The sequence below is a fragment of the Novosphingobium sp. SG754 genome (assembly GCF_013149315.1).
Taxonomy (GTDB): domain Bacteria; phylum Pseudomonadota; class Alphaproteobacteria; order Sphingomonadales; family Sphingomonadaceae; genus Novosphingobium; species Novosphingobium capsulatum.
In genome coordinates this window covers 373,750-393,874 of sequence record NZ_JABGCC010000004.1, presented here as the reverse complement: position 1 = coordinate 393,874, position 20,125 = coordinate 373,750, and the positions used below count along the sequence as shown (strand labels likewise).

12 protein-coding genes are annotated in these 20,125 nt (G+C 66.8%); 3 read left to right on the top strand and 9 right to left on the bottom strand.

Annotation, left to right across the window (positions count from 1 at the left end; all coding sequences use genetic code 11):
- Positions 1-72 precede the first annotated feature (72 nt).
- From FHW97_RS12390 to FHW97_RS12350, 9 genes are all read right to left on the bottom strand, one after another.
- Positions 73-1,416, bottom strand: coding sequence for a cell wall hydrolase (locus FHW97_RS12390; protein WP_171799122.1), 1,344 nt, complete (start codon positions 1,414-1,416; stop codon positions 73-75).
- 14 nt (positions 1,417-1,430) lie between these two features.
- Complete coding sequence (locus tag FHW97_RS12385; RefSeq protein WP_171799121.1) at positions 1,431-2,684, bottom strand: outer membrane beta-barrel protein; 1,254 nt, start codon at positions 2,682-2,684, stop codon at positions 1,431-1,433.
- Positions 2,685-3,420: 736 nt separating this feature from the next.
- Positions 3,421-4,842, bottom strand: coding sequence for a glycosyltransferase family 4 protein (locus tag FHW97_RS12380; RefSeq protein ID WP_171799120.1), 1,422 nt, complete (start codon positions 4,840-4,842; stop codon positions 3,421-3,423).
- The gene (locus FHW97_RS12375; protein WP_253941757.1) at positions 4,842-6,221 is read right to left on the bottom strand and encodes a polysaccharide pyruvyl transferase family protein; all 1,380 of its coding nucleotides are present in this window, start codon (positions 6,219-6,221) and stop codon (positions 4,842-4,844) included. The genes FHW97_RS12380 and FHW97_RS12375 overlap by 1 nt, the downstream gene beginning before the upstream one ends.
- A gap of 206 nt (positions 6,222-6,427) precedes the next feature.
- On the bottom strand, positions 6,428-7,831 hold the full coding sequence (locus FHW97_RS12370) for an efflux transporter outer membrane subunit (RefSeq protein WP_054131959.1): 1,404 nt from the start codon (positions 7,829-7,831) through the stop codon (positions 6,428-6,430).
- Entirely contained in the window at positions 7,828-10,983 is a 3,156-nt protein-coding gene (locus tag FHW97_RS12365; protein WP_171799119.1) for an efflux RND transporter permease subunit, read from the bottom strand. The genes FHW97_RS12370 and FHW97_RS12365 overlap by 4 nt, the downstream gene beginning before the upstream one ends.
- A gap of 6 nt (positions 10,984-10,989) precedes the next feature.
- Positions 10,990-12,237: an efflux RND transporter periplasmic adaptor subunit gene (locus FHW97_RS12360; protein ID WP_233250878.1), complete on the bottom strand. Its 1,248-nt coding sequence runs from the start codon at positions 12,235-12,237 to the stop codon at positions 10,990-10,992.
- A 280-nt stretch (positions 12,238-12,517) separates the two neighbouring features.
- On the bottom strand, positions 12,518-13,195 hold the full coding sequence (locus tag FHW97_RS12355; protein WP_171796284.1) for a murein L,D-transpeptidase catalytic domain-containing protein: 678 nt from the start codon (positions 13,193-13,195) through the stop codon (positions 12,518-12,520).
- A gap of 158 nt (positions 13,196-13,353) precedes the next feature.
- Entirely contained in the window at positions 13,354-13,947 is a 594-nt protein-coding gene (locus FHW97_RS12350; RefSeq protein ID WP_062781851.1) for a nitroreductase family protein, read from the bottom strand.
- Positions 13,948-14,077: 130 nt separating this feature from the next.
- On the opposite strand from FHW97_RS12350, the gene FHW97_RS12345 reads away from it, so the two are divergent.
- The 3 genes from FHW97_RS12345 to FHW97_RS12335 all read left to right on the top strand — a co-directional run bounded on the left by FHW97_RS12345 (position 14,078) and on the right by FHW97_RS12335 (position 20,112).
- Entirely contained in the window at positions 14,078-15,022 is a 945-nt protein-coding gene (locus tag FHW97_RS12345) for a LysR family transcriptional regulator (protein WP_107715686.1), read from the top strand.
- A 109-nt stretch (positions 15,023-15,131) separates the two neighbouring features.
- Positions 15,132-17,435, top strand: coding sequence for a TonB-dependent receptor (locus FHW97_RS12340; protein ID WP_022677367.1), 2,304 nt, complete (start codon positions 15,132-15,134; stop codon positions 17,433-17,435).
- A gap of 268 nt (positions 17,436-17,703) precedes the next feature.
- Positions 17,704-20,112 carry a TonB-dependent receptor gene (locus FHW97_RS12335; RefSeq protein WP_171799118.1) on the top strand — a complete coding sequence of 803 codons (2,409 nt, stop codon included), beginning with the start codon at positions 17,704-17,706 and terminating at the stop codon, positions 20,110-20,112.
- The last annotated feature ends 13 nt before the right edge of the window (positions 20,113-20,125 follow it).

Sequence of the window (20,125 nt, the reverse complement as noted above, 5' to 3'; positions counted from 1 at the left end):
CGCCGCCGCGGCCCCCAACGCCTTGTGAAGCCGGGCCGCGCGGCGGGCAAGGGTTGACGACGCCCAGTATGCTCAGCCGCCGCTGGAGAGCAGGGCTTGGCGCTGTCCAGCGGGCGGCAGGCACTGCGCGCGATCGGTGCGCGGGGTGAGGGTGCAATCCCACCAGGCACCTTCGCCGCCGCTGTCGCGATTGCGACGATAGGCAAAGGCCAGCGTATCGAGGCTCCCCGGCGCGCCACGCCAGCCCAGCACGGTGCACCGCGGCCGGTGCCCACAGGCCTCCAGCGCCTGGATGGCATAGCGGCCGGGAAACAGCGCGGCGTCAAAGGTGATGCGGATCGGCGCGCCGTCGAGCGGCGTGTCATCGCCGCCGCCATGCAGCGCCATCAACGCGGCGCGGCCGGGCGCCAGCGCTGCCGCGGGGCCGGCATCGCGCAGAGCGGTACCCGGCAACTGGTTTATAGCAGCCAGGCGGGTGTCGACCGTCACCGCGTCGTCAGTGTCTGTCAGGCCGGCGAGGAGGGTGGGGTCAGCCGCAGCGAGCGTGCCGTCATGCGCTGGAGACAGGGCGGCGAGGCTTGGCTCCACCGGCTCTCCCGCGAGATTGGTGCCGCTCAGCCGAAACGCCGGGCCGGTGCCCCACCAACCCGGCCAGCGATAGAACAGGTGCGCGCCCACTTGCGCCAGCTTGGCCAGCCCGTCGCGCCATTTCGGCACGACGTAATCGGCATGGTAATGCGTTGCCCAGCCCACGCGCGGGTCCACCGCACCAGCAAGCGCCGCCCCGGCAATGGCGCGTGCGCGCGCCCAGGCGGCAAGACCGGGATGGCGGCGCGCCAGGCTGCCATCGCAGGTGAAGGAGAACTGGCAACCGGTCTGGCGCTGCGATCCCTGGAACACCACGCCGCACACGCTGGCCATGCCGCCGGGGCCGGCAAAGGCGGGATGGCGCGCGCGGTTGAGCACGACCTGCACCACGGCCCGCTCTCCCGAAGGATCATCCCCCGCTTCGTACCAGGCGGCGGCGGCCAGGCAATCGCGCGCGCGTTCCAGTGCTGCGGGCGCTGCCGCGCCCACTGCAAAGGGCGCGGCGGCCACCGGCGCTACCGCAATCGGCACGGCCGCATTGGAGGCGCGGGCATCCTGGGCGCTCACGTCGAGCAGCGCCGCCGGATCGGGCAACGCGGGCGGTGGTGCCCCGCGCACGAGGGCAGACGCGCTGGCCAGGTCGAGGCGCAGTGCGGCGCGATCGGGCCCCGGGGCAAAGATGCGCAGCACTGCCGCCAGCGCCACCAGAAACAGCAAGGCGATGGCGGCCCGCAGCGCGCGTTCGGCGCGCCGCGCTGCGGGATCATCGGCGCCGTCAGGGGCGTGGTGATCGGGCGTCCGATGTGGATCAAGCGGCAGGCTGGCCATCGCATTCCGCCCGTTCAAAACACATATTTCAAAGTGATGGTCGCGCGGTTCTGGTCATATTCGCGCGGCTTGGCCACGGGCGCGCTGGTGCGGCCCAGGGCATGGCGCAGCGCCCCTTCCACCATGACATGCGGCGCGGCCTGCCACGTCGCCGCAAGCCCGGCACTGGCATAGCGATCGACCCGCGCCCCGCCGCGAAAGCGGTTGATGGTATAGCTCACGCTCGGGCGCAGGATCAGCGTGCGCAGCAATTCGTGCGCGGCGCCCAGGCTGAACTGCTGCTGCTCGATCCCGGCGACATCGATGATTGGGGAGCGCTGGATAGTCTTGTCGGCCGCGAGCGACACGGTGGTCAGCGGCGTGACGTGCCATTGGACATTGGCATCGTAAGCCAGCCCGGCGATGGTGGGATAGGCCCGGCTGGCAAAGCGCTGGTGCAGATAGCCCAGCGCCACTTGCCCTTCGAGCAGGCGATCCTGGCCAAAGGCAATGCCGGCCATCACGGCATAGCCATGGCCGCGCCGGCTGGGCTGCGTGCGGTCTTCATGGGGATAGCGCGTGCTGTTGAGGCGCAGGGCGACCGACACCGCCACCGCCGAGGAGATCGGGCGGACCACCTTGGCTCCACCAGCCAGCGCCTGATAGTCGCGCGGGGCAAGCACGATGGTGGTGTTGCCATCGTGCCGGTTGAAATAGTGGAAGCGGTCGAACCGCAGGTCGAACGCCAGGCGGGTGGCGCCCACGGCTTGCTCCACGCTGCCGCCCAGGCTTACCTGGCGATAGGCGATCGGCTTGACGCCGAACAGCGTGTCGCCGGTGGTGCCGCGCGCTTCGATCCGGCGATCGATCGCGGCGTCAAGGTTCACCCGCGTATCGCGCCCGATGTCGATCCGCCCGGCAGCGCCGGCGCCATAGCGATCGGTGCCTTCGGCGCCATGGCGGGCATAGCGTTCGAACAGGCCATCGGCACGCAGCGTCAGGGAATGGCGGTTCCATTGCGATTGCACGGTCACGGCCGGGGCCAGGTTGGCCCCGACATCGGCCACGCGCGGCACGCGGCGGGCATAGAGATCGTCGGTCGCCACCACGCCGAACGCCACGGATGGCAGGATGCGCAGCGATCCGGCCACGAGCCCGGTGCCCTCCATGCCCGGCCGAATGCGGTTCTCCACGGTTTCGGGCCCGGCGCGGCGCTCTGGCGCGTTTTGCCCGGCGGCGAGCATCGGCCACGACAGCGCCCCGGCGAGCGAACCCCACCGCGCCGCCATTCGTGCCCAGCGCGCCCGGTGCCTCCAACCAGCCGCCGTCCCACGCGCCAGCGCGCCACCCCCCTGTCGCTGCTGTTGCACCATGCCTCCTGCCACCATCGCCATGGGCTGTCTGGTATCACCAGGGCGCGTCCCTCGCGGCAGCAATCGCCCCCATTGCCGAGGCACTTGGCGCGGCATCCTGGCGGTCACGGCATGTTGGGGATCAAGCGATCAGGTCAAATCCAAGCGATTCAGCGGTCTGGTATGCCGAAGGCGTGGGGCAGATTGCTGCCAAAGCCGGGATAGTCTCCCTCAGGCGTTGTGCGTAGCGCATATGCCTGGCCATTAACGATCGCGCGCAAGCATTCGTTGAGGGCTGCTGTGCCACCCATGGCAGGGTGAACCACCTGCTTGCCCGCCTTGCTCCTGTGCAACTCGTCCGCCTTGGCCGCGCCTTGGCGCTCGCCATGGCCACGCTGATGACCGCCGGCTATGTCACCGGCTGGGCATCGGCCGAGAGTACGGCGATCATGGCCTATGTTTTAGGGCTGCTGATCCTTCTGGCCGTGCCGGACCAGCCGAGTTCGGAATTGCTCGGCGCGCAGGCGGTGTGGATGAGCGTGGCCGAATTCCTGGCCGCCGCGCAATCGGGGCAGATGCAGGTGTGGCGCTGGGCGGTATCGGTCGCGGCGCTGGCGGTGGTGCTGCTGTCCGTCAAGATCCAGCACTGGCGCAGCCTCGCGCGCAGCCATCCCTATTCGCTGCTGCGCGATCTCGAACGGCGCGCGCCGCTGGCCAGTTCGGCCGTGCTCAATGGCCGGGTGCGGCCAGTGCGGCCAAGGCCGGGCCAACCGGCTGATGGTGGCGATGTGTCTGGCCCGTCGGCGGCACGCTGGCGCCGCTCGTCGCACGGCTGATCCTGCGCCTGGGCGTGTTCTGCCACGGACCGGGCGGCCAGCCGCGCGGCATAGAAATCGAGCAGCCGCGCAACCCACGCGTCGGGGGATAGCGCGAGGTCGTCGGGCAGAGCAAAGGCTGCCTCGCTCATCGCGCGGATGCGGGCGTGGTCTTGCGCCAATGCCGCCAGTTGCGCGGCAAAGTCTGGTGTATCGCGCGGGTCGATTGCCAGGCCGGCGCCATGGCGCACCAGATCGGCGGCGAGCAGCGCGGTGGGTGGCAGGATCACCGGAATGCCCGAGCGCGCCGCTTCCATCGCCACCAGGCCATAGGGTTCGGGATAGCGGCTGGGCATAACCAGCAGCCGCGCGCGCTGCGCCACGCGGGCGATCTCCGCCGGGGAAAGGCGCCCGCTGAAGCGCGCCTCGGGATGGCGGGCGCGCAGCGTTGCTTCCAGCGCGCCGCTACCCACCAGGCGCAACGGCACCCCGGCGGCGCGGGCGGCAGCGGCGGCAAGGTCTGGCCCCTTGGTTTCCTCCAGCCGGCCAACGAACAGCACCTCGCGATTGTCCTCGGCAGCGATGCGCGTGGGCGACCATGGCACCACCGGGTTGGGCAGCGCGTGGATCGCCTGCGCGGGAATGCCGGCGCGCATCAATAGCGGTGCCATGGCAGCATGGATTGCCAGGACTGGCGGTGCATGCGCGGGATCGAACACCCGCGTCTGGATCGCGTGGCGCAGCACCCGCAACAGCTTGTGGCTGCGGCTGTGGCGGTCGCAATTGGCAGTGATGCAGCCGCGTGACAGAGGCACCAGCGGGCAGGGCTGCCCGGTGCGCAGATCGGCAAAGGCACCGTTGGGGCAGGCGAGGAAGAAATCGTGGGCCGAAATCACCAGGCGATCGCGCACCGGACCCAGCGCATGGAACACGGCCGGGGACAGGATCTGCAGCCAGCCGTGCAGATGATAGACCGTGCGCGGCGTATCGTGCTGCGCGATCCAGCGCGCCACCATCTGCGCCGCACGGCGGTTCCACAAGGCGGCCAGCGCGGCTTCCATCCGGGGGCGGGAAAGCAGCCGCCCCTGGCCCAGCGCAACGCATGCGATGCCCTCTGCCGCCAGGCTGCCATCATCGCCGGCATCGCCCGCCAGTAGCGTCACGTCATGCCCGAGCGCGCGGAATGCGCGGGCCGAGGACAGCGCCAGCGCACTGGCGCCGCCCATCGGCCGCGCCAGATCGTTGATCACCACGATACGATCGATCGCCGTGCCGCGCATCAGGCCGGCACCGCTGCGGTGGCACTTGCCGTCGCGCGCGGGTGCGGCGTTTGGCCCTTGGCAAGGCGAGGCTGCGCTGCATGGGCCAGGCGCCGGGCCAGCCGTGCCACATCGGCGCGGGTGCGGCTGATCAGGCTGGCGAGCGCCGCGCGGTCCACCCCTTCGGCCAGGGCTGCGTGCGCGAGGTTGACCATCGCGGTCGCCGTCATCGCCGGGCCATCGACGGCATAGGCGGCGCGCCCGGCCAGGGCAAAGAAGCTGACGAGCTTGTCATCCCAAGTCAGCCCGATGGTGGGCACGGCAAACGAATGGGCGGCGATGCAGGCATGCATACGGTGGGCGATGACCAGATCACATCCGGCAACGAACCCCGCCAGATCGGCCGGCGTGGCAAAAGGCGCGGCCATGCTGACACGCCCCTGGCCCTGGTGCGCCACACCGCCGCGCCAATCTGCGGCGGCGCGTTCTGCCGTCCAGCGCGGTGCGTTGCGGGCAAGGCAAGCGCGGTCTTCCGGGCTGCCGTTGGTGAACAGGATCACGTGCAGGCCCTGCTGCGCCAGGGCGGTGGCGAGCGCGCCGTACCAGTCGATCACCGCTGCATCCTGCACGGCGCCAGCAGCCTGCGCCGCTGCGCCGTGATGCTGCCCCACGTGATAGCGCAGGGCCAAGGGGTCGGTGATGCACAGCCCGACGCGGCGTTCGCGCGGGGCGTTGCTGGCGACGACCGCGTCGGCAGCGGTGGATGGCCCGCGCGGATAGTGCAGGCTGGCGAGCAGGCCAGGATCACCCACCACCTCTGCCGCCACGGCGCCACGGGTTTCCAACTGGCCAGCCCAAGCCAGGCGGCTGGCTTCATCGCGAACGGCGGCATGGGCTAGCGGGCGGCGGGCCAGCGCCCGGGCAAACAGCGCCCGCCCGCGCGGCGACCAGTGCGCACTGGCGCCCACGGCATGGACCGCCATGGGCAGTCCACGCCGGGCAACCTCTGCGGCGGCGCCGCGCAGTTTGATCGGGAAATTGAGATCGGCATCGGTCAACAGGTTGCCGCCACCGATCACCACCGCATCGGCCCCGTGCAGGGCGCGGGCGACATGCCGGCGCAGCGCCAGCCGGCTCAACGCCATCAGTGCAACGCCAGCCATCACGCGGCGCAGCGCCGGCGGCACCGCCTCGAGCATGGCCAGCATGCGCCGCCGCCGCCCCGCCGATGCGGCCGACCAGCCATGGCGCCCGGCAATGTCGATCGAATAGACATCGGCCCCGCCCAGCGCATGGGCCAGTTCGCGCTCAAGGCATTCGGCCAGCAGGCCATCGCCCAGGTTGGGGCTGTATTTCACATTGAGTAGCGCCACGCGCAACGGCCTCCGCGCTGCCGACATGCCGGCCGGTAGGTCCGCGGCGAGCGGGGCAGGGGAAGCGGATGAGAGCGACATCGCAGGCAGCGTCCTTGGGCCGGAAAACAGCAGGGCACCGGAACGGCCGCGCGCGGCCTTGTCCCGATGCCCTTAGTGTTCCTGTCCTGCTGCGCTGCGGCAAGGATCGATGCAGCCACAACCCGACCGTTACGGACCGATCGGCGCCCCGATCAGGGCGTCAGCCCGCCGCCGAGCACTTCATACAGCGTAACCATGTTGGTCGCCCGCGCCAGCCGCGCGGTGACCAGCGCCTGCCGCGCCGTGTAGGCGGTACGTTCGGCGTCGAGCGGTTCCAGGAACGTGTTGATGCCGTTCTGATAGAGCGACTGGGTGATGCGCGCCGCCTTTTCGGCGTTGGCAAGATTGCTTTCCTGCGCGGCGACCTTGTCATCGATCGTGCCGCGCCGGGCCAGGGCATCGGCCACTTCGCGAAACGCGGTCTGGATCGACTTTTCATAGGCCGCCACCGCCGCATCGCGGCTCGCCTTGGCATAGGCGAGGTTGCCGGCATTGGCGCCGCCATCGAACAGCGTCTGCGTGGCGCTGCCGCTGGCCGACCAGGCAAATGTGCCGCCGTTGAACAGCCCCGACAGGCTGGAACTGGCGAGGCCAAGCAGGCCGGTCAGCGAGATCGACGGGAAGAACGCCGCCCGGGCCGCGCCAATGCGCGCGTTGGCGGCTTTCAGGGTATGCTCTGCCTGAAGCACGTCTGGCCGGCGCAGCAGCACGTCAGACCCCAGGCCCACCGGCAGGCTCGCCAGCGTCTGGCGCCCGTCACCCAGGGTCTTGGGCAACAGTGTTTCGGGCACCGGCGCACCCACCAGCAGTTCCAGCGCGTTGCGATCCTGCGCCACATAGGTGGTATAGTCCGCCACATCGGCGCGCGCGGTGTCCAGCGCGGTCTGCGCCTGGGCGATGGCCAGCTTGGTGCCCACGCCATTGGCTTCCAGTTGCTGGGTCAATTGCAGGGTCTTGCTGCGCGAGGCGAACGTGGCCTGGGCCACGGCGAGCGCGTCGCGATCGGCGGCCAGGGTCAGCCAGGCCGTGGCGGTTTCCGAAACCACGGTGATCTGGGTGGCCTTGCGCCCTTCGTCGCTGGCCAGATAGGCCTCGAACGCGGCCTTGCTGGTGTTGCGCAGCTTGCCGAACAGATCGACCTGATAGGCCGAAACGTTGCCGCTTACCTCGTAGTTTTCGCTGCGGATCGTGCTGTTGCGCGAGATCGAGGCGCTGGGTCCGGCAGTGACCGTGGGCACCAGCGCGGCGCGATCGACGCGATAGGTGGCGCGCGCCTGCGCCACGGCAGCCACCGCGCTGCGCAGGTCGCGGTTGCTCGACAGCGCCAGGGCAATCGTGTCGCGCAACTGCTGGTCGGTGAAGAACGCCTGCCAGCCGATCGCGTCAACGCCGCCGGCGCCATCGGCCAGCGTCGGATAGCTGGCGCCCTGCGGCAGGCTGGGCGCCACTGGCAGATCGGGGCGCACATACTTGGGCGCCAGGTTGCAGGCGCCAAGCGCCATCACGGCCACGCCGCACAGTGCGGCCCGGGCGGTTTTCACGATGGGCGCGGTCATGCCTGCGGCTCCTTGTCCATGGCGTGGCTATCGGCCGGGGGCGTGTCCTTGCCGTTCTTGCCGCGAGCGAAGACGCGCTTCACCAGCACGAAGAACAGCGGCACCAGGAAGATCGCCAGCAGCGTGGCAGACAGCATGCCGCCCAGCACGCCGGTGCCGATCGCGCGGCGACCGTTGGCGCCGGCCCCACTCGCCACCGCCAGCGGAATGACGCCGGCGATAAACGCCACCGAAGTCATGATGATCGGGCGGAAACGCAGCCGTGCCGCTTCCAGAGCGGCTTCCATCGGGGCAACGCCACGATGCAGCGCCGCCTCGGCAAATTCCACGATCAGGATCGCGTTCTTGGCCGACAGCCCGATGGTGGTGAGCAGCGCCACCTGGAAATAGATGTCGTTGTTGAACCCGCGCAGCGTCACGGCCAGCACGGCGCCGATCACGCCGAGCGGAATGACCAGCAGCACCGACACCGGCACCGACCAGCTTTCATAAAGCGCCGCCAGGCACAGGAAGATGAAGAAGATCGACGCGCCATAGAGCAGGCCGGTCTGGCTGCTGGCGGCGCGTTCCTGATACGACAGGCCCGCCCACGCCACGCTATAGCCGCCATTGAGCTTGCCGGCGAGGTCTTCCATGGTCTGCATCGCCTGGCCCGAACTGATGCCGCCCGCCGGGTTGCCCACCACTTCCTGCGCCGCGATGCCGTTGAAGCGCGGCAGCACCGGGGCACCAACCGTCCAGTTGGTCTGGGCAAAGGCGGCAAACGGCGCCATCTGCCCGTCAGACCCGCGCACATACCACTGGCCCAGATCCTGCGGCTTGCTGCGATAGGGTGCATCGCCCTGGACGAATACCTTCTTCACGCGGCCACGGTCGACGAAGTCGTTGACATAGGTGCCGCCCCAGGCAGTCGACAGCGTGGAGTTCACGTCTGCCGGCGCGATCTGGAAGGCGGTGATCGCTTCGTCATTGAGCGCGACGTTGAGCTGCGGCGTATCTTCCAGGCCCTGCAGGCGGGCTTGCGCCACGCGGCCACTACCGTTGGCATCGTCGACCAGCTGCTTGCGCGCTGCGGTCAGCGCGGTGCGGCCTTGGCCGGCGCTGTCCTGGAGATACATGTCGAACCCGGCCGAGTTGCCCAAGCCGCGAATAGCCGGCGGCGACAGCACGAAGATCTGCGCCTTGCTGCCCAACTTCTGGGCAAACAGCTTGTTGAGGCGGGCGGAAATACTTGCGGCGCTGTTGTCGCTGCCGGCGCGCTCGTCCCAATCCTTGAGCAGGATGAAGCCCTGGCCGGTATTCTGGCCCGAGCCACCCTGGCCGCGCCCGGCGATGATGAACACCGCGCGGATATTGTTGCCTTCGGTCTGCTGGATAATGTCCTGCGCCTGCTTGGCCACGGCCTGGGTCTGCTCCATGGTGGAGCCGACCGGCAGGGTGTAGCTCATCATCAGCTGGCCCTGGTCCTCGTCGGGCAGGAAGCTGGTGGGCAGGCGGGTATAGAGGAACACCATCGCGCCGATGATCGCCACGAAGGCGAGCATCCATGGCAAGGGGCGGCCCACGATCCCGCCCAGGCGGTTCTGATAGCCTTCCTGCAACCGATCATAGCGACGGTTGAAGCCGGTGAAGAAGCGGCCGTGCGGCTTTTCCTCCGCCTTGAGCAGCGTGGCGCACAGTGCCGGGGTCAGGATCAAAGCGACCAGCACGGAAAGCCCCATCGCCGAAACGATGGTGATCGAGAACTGGCGATAGATCGCACCAGTCGATCCGCCAAAGAACGCCATGGGGATGAACACGGCGGTCAGCACCAGGGTGATGCCGATCAGGGCCGAGGTGATTTCGCCCATCGACTTGACCGTGGCATCGAGCGGCGAAAGATGCTCCTCGTGCATCACACGCTCGACGTTTTCGACCACGACGATGGCATCGTCGACCAGCAGGCCGATCGCCAGCACCAAGCCGAACATGGTCAGCGTGTTGATGGTATAGCCCAGCAGCGCCAGGATGCCGAACGTGCCGAGCAGCACCACCGGAACCGCGATCGCCGGAATCAGCGTGGCGCGCCAGTTCTGCAGGAACAGGAACATCACGACCACGACCAGCGCGATCGCTTCGAGCAGGGCCTTGACCACTTCCTCGATCGAGATTTTGACGAAGGTGCTGGAATCGCGCGGGTAGGAGATCTGGTAGCCTTCGGGCATGGACTTGGCCAGCTCGTCGATCTTGGCCTTGACCAGCTGTGCCGTCTTCATCGCGTTCGCGCCCGAGGCAAGGCTGACCGCGATCCCGGTGGCCGCACTGCCATTGAGCGTATTGATCGAGGAATAGCTTTCCTGGCCCATCTCCACGCGCGCCACGTCGGACAGGCGCACTTCGCCGCCATCGGCGCTGGTTTTGAGAATGACCTTCTTGAAATCATCCACCGTCTGCAGGCGCGAACGCGCGGTGACCGTAGCGTCCAGACGTTGGCCTTGCGGCGCGGGCAGGGCACCCACTTCGCCGGCGGCGACCTGGGTGTTCTGCGCGGTCAGCGCGGCGTTCACGTCGGACGGCATCAGGTTGACCGCGGCAAGCTTGGCCGGATCGAGCCAGATGCGCATGGCATAGGACGAACCATAGACGTCGGCCGAGCCCACGCCTTCGACGCGCGAGAGCGGGTCCTGGATGCGCGTGGTCAGATAGTCGGCGATGTCGGCATTGGTGCTGCGGCCGGTGGTGTCATAAAGCGCCATGACCAAGAGCTGGTCATTCTGCGCCTTGGTCACCGTCACGCCCTGCTGCTGCACCACGGTGGGCAGGCGGCTGGTCGCGCGCGAAATGGCGTTCTGCACCTGCACCTGCGCCGTATCGGGGTTGGTGCCCTTCTCGAACGTGGTGGTGATGTTGGCCGAGCCATTGCTGCTGGTCGAGGTGAAATAGAGCATGCCGTCGATGCCCTTGAGCTGCTGCTCAAGCACCTGCGTCACGCTGTTTTCCACCGCCTGCGCATCAGCCCCGTTGTAGGTGGCGCTGATCGAAACGGTTGGCGGGGCAATGTCGGGGTATTGTTCCACCCCCATGGTGGTGATGGAAAAGGCGCCCGCAGCCATCACCACAATAGCGATGACCCAGGCAAAGATCGGGCGATTGGCAAAGAAGCGCGACAGCATGGAGCGTTACTTTGCCCCCGCGCTGGCCGGGGCGGGGGTGGCATCAGCAGCAGGCGCAGCGGCAGGAGCCGTCGCAGGCGTGCCCTTGACCTTGGCGCCTGGCTTGGCCTTGATCAGCCCTTCGGTGATCACCTTGTCACCGGCGGCCAGGCCGCTGGTCACCAGCCAGTTGTTGCCCACGGGCGTTTCGGCGGTCACGTCGCGGGTTTCCGCCTGGCCCTTGGCGTTGATCACCAGAACCGTGGCCGTGCCACGCGGGGTGCGGCTGACCGCGCCCTGCGGCACCAGAATGCCGTTGGGCACGATGCCCTGGACCAGCCGCGCCTTGACGAACAGGCCGGGCAGCAGGTCACCCTTGGGATTGGGCACCGTCACGCGCAGAATCACCGTGCCGGTCTGGCTGTTGACATCGACGTCGGCAAAGTTGAGGCGGCCTTCCACCGGCCACTCGGTTCCATCGGCCAGGATCACCTTGACCGGGGCCGATCCATCGGCCGACAGCTTGCCCGACTGCAGCGCGCGGCGCAGCGCCATGTAATCGTTGCTCGATTGCTGGATGTTGACCCACATCGGGTCCAGCTTTTGAATCTTGGCCAGCGCATCGGTCTGGCTGGAGGTGACGAGCGCGCCCTTGGTCACGCTGGACACACCGATGCGGCCGCTGATCGGCGCGAGAATGCGGGTAAAGCCCAAGTTGACCTTGGCGGCCTGCAACGCGCCTTGATAGGCCATGACCTGGCCGCGCGCCTGGTTGTAGGCAGCCAGGGCATCGGCGGCGTCCTGGCGGGAAATGCCGCCCTGGTCAGCCAGCACTTTATAGCGTTCGGCCTTGAGGCGCAGCGATTCCACCGTCGCGCGGGTGGCAGCGAGGTTGCCGGCGGCCTGGCTTGCCGTGGCGGCATAGCTGCGGGAGTCGATCTGGTAGAGCGGCTGGCCGGCGCGCACCATGCTGCCTTCGGTGAACAGGCGGTCCATGATGATGCCGGTCACCTGCGGGCGCACCTCGGCGATCTGGCTGGCCACGGTGCGGCCGGACAGTTCGGTGGACACCGGCACGGCCGTGGGCGTGGCCACGATATAGCCAACCTGCGCGTCTTGCTTGGGCGGGCCTTCCTGGCCCTTGCCGCAACCGGCCAGCATCAGCGTGGCGCCCAGGGGCAAGGCAGCCAGGGCGAGGGGCGTGAGCGCGCGGGTGGCCGCCAGGCGAAGGGCCGGGAACCGGAAGGAGGGAGCAACCGGAAGACTGTGCAACATTATTTCACCGACATGTATGATTCGCAGGGCCGCGTAGCACAGCCTTGTCGGCCAAAGTGGACGAAAGCCGATTTGGCAACGCCCTGCGACACTTTGTGACAAGTAGCAGCAACCCGCGGGAGAATGTCTGTCGGGATCACAGAAAGGCTTGCGAGGCAAGCATTAACCCACGTTAGAGCCCTTTCGGGTGATCATGGGAACCGATGCGCGTGTGCCGCGTTTTGGTGGGTTGTTCTGGTCGTGGCGCAGGCGGCAATTCGCGGCACCGCCACGCGCTGGCTCAGCGCGCGGCGTAGAGCAGCCGGCCAGGGCCGAGCAGCCCCAGCACACGATCGATATCGGTGTTCGACACGGCAAAGCAGCCCTGGCTGCGGCCAACGCGGCCCTGCATGTTGGCAATGTCGGGGCCGACATAGCTGGCGGCGTGGATCACGATGCCGCGCATCTGCGCGAGATTGTTTTCCGGATCGAGGCCGATCAGCCGGCGCGAACGTCCGTGTCGTCCGTAATAGGTATCCCCGGTAAGGAAGCTGCCGCTGCACGATGCTTCCGAACCGTATTCGTTCGAAAGCCGTTCCACCCAGCCTTTGTTGGCAGGATCGGAACCCCGGCCATGGGCCACGAGGTGGGAGGACAAGACCCGGCCGCTGGCCACATCGACCAGTTGCAAGCGCGCCTCCCGCGAGGGGGCGGAAAAATCGACGATGCCGATTACGTCTTGCGCGGCAACATGGTTGCCATGTTCGCGCAGTGCACCAAGAGCGCGGGTCAGCAGAGCCGGGCTGTCTGCCGCGGGCGAGGGGGGAGGAAGCGTGGCTGCGCCGGGGCCAAGGCCGGGTGCCCAGGCACCGTTCGAACCCTGGATAGGCGCAATCGCTTCTGCCGCCGCGCGCGGAAACAGCGCCGAGGCCGCCGATCCGGCAAGTGCGCCAAGGAACTGGCGCCTGCCAAATGTCATGATTGCGAGACCCCGAGACAAACAATTGCGTTATGCTATGGGGGCCAACGTGGCGTCGGTTCCCGCCGCTGCCAAGGGCGCGCCCCGGCCAATGCGACGAAATGTGCTCTACATCCCACTGGCCGTTGCCGCAGCGGGAACCGTTTCGCCTTGGCGTATCAGGCGGGCAGGCTGGCGAAGGTTCCGGCAACGGCCACTTCGGCCACCGGCTTGCGCCCGCTCGGCGCTTCGCGTTCCTTGAGGAAATCGGGCAGCTTTTCCGGGCTATCCTGGCGGCCGATGGCCACGGCCGCTTCCACGCGCCAGCCTTCGGGCACGCCCAGCACGTCACGTGCCTTGGCAAAATCGATCCCGGTCATGCCATGGGTGTGATAGCCCAGCGCAGTGGCCTGCAACGCCAGCATGGCCCAGGCCGCGCCAGCGTCAAAGCTGTGGCTGTGGTTGGGATTGGCGGTACCATCGTCCTTGCGCATCGATTCGTCCGACACGATGAACACCAGTGCGCCGGCATCCTTGGCCCAGCCCTGGTTGAACGGGATCAGGATGTCGAGGAACGCGGCCCAGTTGGCATCGCCGGGCACGGCATAGAGAAACCGCCAGGGCTGATAGTTGAATGCCGAAGGCGCCAGGCCCGCTGCCTCGAAGATCACCGCAAGGTCTTCAGCCGGAACGGCGGCGCCGTCAAACGCGCGCGGCGACCAGCGGTCCACGATCAGGGGCAGTACGCGGGGATCGGCAGTTCGGTTGGTCATGGGATCGAATCCTTCTGGGGCAAAAGCGGTGGTGGAATGCGTCGCGTGCTGTCTGGCGGCTTTTGTCCTTTTCTAAAATCCCCATATTTCGGATAAGAATGTTCAGTTTCGTTGAATGGAGTAGCGCGGCATGGATGTGGGCCAGCCCAGCATTGACCAGATCCGCATCTTTCTGGCGGTGGTCGATGAGGGGACGTTCAACGGCGCCGCGCGCCGGCTGGGCCGGGCAATCTCGGTAGTCAGCTATGGCATTGCCAATCTCGAGGCGCAGCTGGGCGTCGTGTTGTTCGACCGCGAGGGATCGCGCAAGCCGCAGCTGACCGATGCCGGCCGGGCCGTGCTGGCCAGCGCGCGCGCCGTGGCCGACGATGTCGATGCGCTGATGGCCCGCGTACGCGGGCACAACCAGGGGCTCGAGGCCGAATTGACCCTGGCGGTGGACGTCATGTTCCCGACCGAGGCCTTGGCCCATCTGTTGCAGGAATTCCTGGTGGCGTTCCCCACCGTCGATCTGCGCCTGCACGTCGAGGCACTCGGGGCCGTGCCCGGGCAACTGCTCGATGGTCAGGCAGACCTGGCGATCACCGGCGCGGTGCTGGTCGATGATCCCGCACTCGATCGCATCGCCATCGGCGCGGTCGAGCTGGTGCCGGTGGCCGCTCCCGGCCATGCGCTGGCAAGGATGAGCGCGGTGGCGCCGGGCACGGGGCGGCAATATCTCCAGCTCGTCCTCACCGATCGTTCCGCGCTGACCCAGGGACGCGATTTCTCGGTCCTGGCAGCGCGCACCTGGCGGCTGGGCGATCTGGGCGCCAAGCATGCCCTGCTGCGCCAGGGCATCGGCTGGGGCAACATGCCCCGCCATGTCGTGGCCGATGACCTGGCCAGTGGCCGTCTGGTCCACCTCGCCATGCCGGAAGGCGACAGCATCACCTATCCGATCCACGCGCAATGGCGGCGCGACAGCCCGGCCGGGCCGGCGCGCAGCTGGTTGCTGGAACGGCTGCTGGCGCTCGACTGCGCGCGGCAGGCCGGCGCCATCCATGACGGTTTGATGACGCATAATCTGGGGTAGTGCCGCCAAACTGTCATCGAAACGGCATCAATCTGAAACCGCACGGGGCTAGCCGGCGCGTCGCACCATTCCCCCTTTTGCACGGGGGCAAAATCCATGAGGGATTACCATGCGTCGCGTTTCTGCCCTGCTTGCCGGCTGCGCCGTGCTTTTCTCCTGTCCCGCCTTTGCCGCTGACGCTGCCGCGCCCGCGCCTGAATCCGCGCCCGATGCCGCCGCCAATGGCCCGGAAATCGTGGTGCTGGGCACCGGGCAGACCCGCCAGACGCAGGAAATCAAGGCCGCCGATCTGGCGATCCTGGCGTCGGGCACCAGCCCGCTCAAGGCCATTGAAAAGCTGCCCAGCGTCAACTTCCAGTCGGCTGACGCCTTCGGCAACTATGAATGGTCCACCCGTGTGACCATTCGCGGTTTCAACCAGAACCAGCTGGGCTTCACGCTCGACGGCATCCCGCTCGGCAACATGAGCTATGGCAACAACAACGGCCTGCATGTCAGCCGCGCGATCAGCCCGGAAAACATCGGCGTCACCGCCGTCAGCCAGGGTTCGGGCGCGATCGACACGCAGTCGACCAGCAACCTGGGCGGCACGCTGGAATTCAAGTCGATCGATCCGGCCGAACTGCTGCGCGATCACCACGTCGCCATCGATGCCAGCGGTTCCTATGGTTCGTCGGAAACCTGGCGCGGCTTCGGCCGTCTGGCCGTGGGCACCCCCGATGGCGTGCGCGCGTTCGGGTCGCTGCAGTACCAGAACGGCAACAAGTGGAAGGGTGATGGCCAGCAGCGCACGCTGATGACCAACTTCAAGTTCATTGCGCCTGCCGGCCGCATCAACCTGGAAGGCTGGTACAGCTATTCCGACCGCGTCGAGCAGGACTACCAGGATCTCTCGCTCGCGCTGATCGCGCGCCATGGCTACAACTGGGACAACTTCGGCCCGCACCAGTATGCCACGGCCGTGCTCGCCGCCGATGTGGGTGCCAACACCGGCTATACCGGCGTCAAGCCGACCAACCCGGCCGCCGGCACCACCTATCCCGACAACATGATCAACGCCGATGATGCCTATTACGACGCGGCCGGCCTGCGCCGTGACTGGGTCTATGCCTTTGGCGCCAGTGGCCCGCTGAACGATACGATCTCGTTCAACATCAAGTCCTACTATCACCACAACCGCGGCCAGGGCCTGTGGGGCACGCCCTATCTCGCCAGCCCGAGCGGCGTGCCGATGTCGGTGCGCACCACCGAATACGACATCAAGCGCGAAGGCGTGTTCGGCGATTTCGTGGTCGATCTGAACAAGAACAAGCTCACCGTGGGTGGCTGGGCCGAAAACAACGATTTCAACCAGGCACGCCGGTTTTATGGGCTGACCAGCCGCACCGTTCCCGGCATCGACTTCCACCACTTCCTGACCGATCCGTTCGCCACGCAGTGGTACATGGCGTACAACACCACCACGGTGCAGTACTACGTGATGGACGATATCGATCTGGGCGCGCTCAAGATCAATCTTGGCTGGAAGGGCTTTGACGTGATCAACCGCGCGTCCAAGCTGGCGGCGCAGAGCAACCTGGCGGTGGGCCGCCTCGAAGCGCGCGACTGGTTCCAGCCGCACGCGGGCCTCACCTACAAGCTGGGCGGCGGCGCCGAAGTCTTTGCCGGCTTCACCCAGGTGACGCGCGCCTTCACGGCTGACGCCACCTCCAGCCCGTTCTCCACCACCCAGGCCGGCTTCAACCAGATCGCCGCCAATGGTCTCAAGCCCGAACAGTCTGATACCTATGAAGGCGGCCTGCGCGTCAACAACGGGCCGCTCAACGCCGTGCTCGGCGGTTACCTCGTCAACTTCCGCAATCGCCTGCTGACGATCCCCACCTCGGTCGGCATCGTCGGGGCGGCCAACCTGGTGCAGAACGTGGGCAACGTGCGCGCCTATGGCCTGGAAGCGGTGGTGAACTACAAGCTGCCCTACGGCTTCGCGCTGTTCGCTTCGTACAGCTACAACAACAACACCTATCGCGACAACGTGGTCACCGCGAACGGTACGGCGCTCACCGCCGGCAAGACCGTGGTCGACACGCCCAAGCACCTGGCGCGCGGCGAAATCTCGTATGACAGCAATTCGTTCTTCGGGCGCGTTGCGGTCAACTATATGTCCAAGCGCTATTTCACCTACCTCAACGACCAGTCGGTGCCGGGCCGTGCCCTGGTCGATGCCACGCTGGGCTATCGCATCGACGTGGGCCAGCGCACGCCGCTGGAAATCCAGGTCAATGGCACCAACCTGTTCGACAAGAGCTACATCGCCACGATTGGCTCCAACGGCTTCGGCTTCTCGGGCGACAACCAGACCCTGCTGGCCGGTGCGCCGCGCCAGGTCTTCGTGACGCTCAAGGCCGGATTCTGATCCACCCTGCGCGCGGGGGCCATGTGCCCCCGGGCGATTCGTCTGATCGGCCCCGCTTCGGTTCGCCCGGAGCGGGGCTTTTTTTGTGCGGACACATTTTGCCATGAAGCGCAGAAAAGTGCGGTAATCCGCCGATTTTGCTGCGGAAAATGTCAGGTTTCGGTCAAATGTGACAGTTCCTGACATGCGCGCGTCACAAAAGTGCAGCCATGCCCACCTAGGGGGTGGCGCGAAGGGGCGTTTGAGCCTCACCAGTGAGGGAAATCCGATGTTGAAGAACACTGTTCGTGCCGGCCTTCTGGCCGGGGCGGGCGCGCTTGCGCTGAACGCCATGCCGGCTTTCGCGGCCGACACTGCACCGGCTGCCGATGCTGCGGCAGAAGCACCGGCAAGCGATGCTTCTGCGGGTGAAAAGGGCCTGACCGAAATCGTGGTCACCGCCACCAAGCGCGAAACCAACCTTCAGAAGACGCCGATCTCGATCAACGTCGTTTCGGCTGAAACGATCAAGGACCGCCACGTCCAGAGCCTGCTCGACCTGGCCGATGGCGCCGTGCCGTCGCTGCGCGTCGCCACCTTCGAAGCGCGCCAGACCGCGCTGACCATCGGTATTCGCGGCATCGTGCCGCTCGACGCCAACCAGCCGGCGCGCGAGCAGGGCGTGGGCGTCTATATCGATGGCGTCTACATGGGCCGCCAGCATGGCCTCAACGCCGCGCTGTTCGACATGGAACGCGTCGAAGTGCTCAAGGGCCCGCAGGGCACCCTGTTTGGCCGCAACACCGAAGGTGGCGCGCTCAGCCTCGTGTCCAAGGCGCCCTCGGGCCAGTTCGGCGGCCGCATCAGCGGTGGCTTTGGCAACTATGGTTCGTACAACGGCGAAATCCACCTCGACCTGCCCGAATACCACAACTTCTCGGTCAAGCTCGATGGCGTCGCCCAGTACCAGGGCGCCACGGTTAAGAACCCGCTCGCAGGCCAGACCGGCTGGAACTACTTCGACCGTCGCGGTGGCCGCATCGCCGTGCGCTGGAAGCCGACGAGCGATATCACCAACGATTTCAGCTATGACAACGGCTGGGACAGCAACTCGCCGTTCTACAGCCAGCTGCTGAACTACAACCCCAACAAGTGCGTCGCTGGCCCCGTGACCCAGGCCTGCAACACCCCGGGCACCAAGTTCACCGCGCTGACCGGCACCGTCAAGGCGCTGCCTGGCCTGGTCGTCGTCAACGGCCAGACGCGCATGAAGGTGGCCGACATCGGCGTGCCGCAGCAGCCCAGCATCGACCGCACCCACGGCTTTACCAACACCCTGAAGTGGAAGGTCGCGCCCGAACTCGAACTGCGCTCGATCACCGCATGGCGCGGCGTGACCAGCGAACAGTGGGATAACTCGGGCGGCGCGCACCGCGTCCCGGTGTATGCCGCCAACGCACCGTTCAGCCGCTATTCGCTGGCCAACCTGTGGCAGCATCAGTTCAGCCAGGAACTGCAGGCTGTCGGCACCGTGGGTATCGTCGATTACGTTGCGGGCGTGTTCTATTTCAACGAGCACGTGTCGGACAACGCCGCCACGCCCAACTCCAACATCTGGAACGCGGACGGCACCGGCTACACCATCAACACCGCCGCGCTGCAAAATCCGTTCGCGTCGATCGACCGCGCGTCGGTGGCCAATTCCAAGAGCCTGGCCGGTTATGCCCAGGCAACGATCAACCCCACCGAGGCGCTCCACGTCACCGTGGGTGGTCGCTATACCCACGACGAAAAGAAGGGCACGCTGGTCACGTTCCGCAATGCTGCCAACGGCAACACGCTGGACAAGACCTGGAACAAGTTCAATCCGATGGCGACCATCGCCTATGACGTGAACGATGGCCTGCACGTCTATGCCAAGTATGCCACCGGCTATCGCGCTGGCGGTGCGTCCTCGCGTTCGCCCACTTATCGCGGGTTCGATCCGGAAAACGTGAAGTCTTATGAAGTCGGCCTCAAGAGCGACTTCTGGGATCACCGCGCCCGGTTCAACATCGCCGGCTACATCATGGACCGCAAGAACAGCCAGGTGGACTTCAACGCGATCTATGTGTCGGGTTCGTCCAACGTCAACGTGCTGGAAACGGTCAACGTCCCCGGCGTGACCAAGATCCGCGGTGTCGAAGCCGATCTGACGGTCAAGCCGGTGGAAGGCCTGACGCTCAACGCCTCGTACGCTTATACCTATACCAAGCTGCCGCAGGTGACGAACCCGTTCACCGGCATCACCCAGAACGTCTATGTCGTGTTCACTCCGCGCAATGCGGCGTCGGGCTCGATCGACTATGCCCACCCGATCGGCACCAACGGCACCGAAGTGCGCCTGCACCTGGATGGCAACTATTCGCAGGCCACCCAGACGTTTGACCAGTATGCCACCAAGAACGACGCTTCGGTCGTGTTCAACGGCCGCCTGGCCCTGGCCGACATTCCGGTGTCGAGCACTGGCCAGAAGCTGACGGTGGGTCTGTGGGGCCGCAACCTGTTCAACACCGCCTATGTCTATCGCCGCGATCCGTCGAACTCGATCCCGGCGTTCTCGACCTCGGCCAATGGCAATATCAACAATGTCCTGGGTGACTACGGCAACTTCAACGCGCCGCGCACCTATGGCCTGGATGCCACGATCAACTTCTGATCGCACCAGCGCA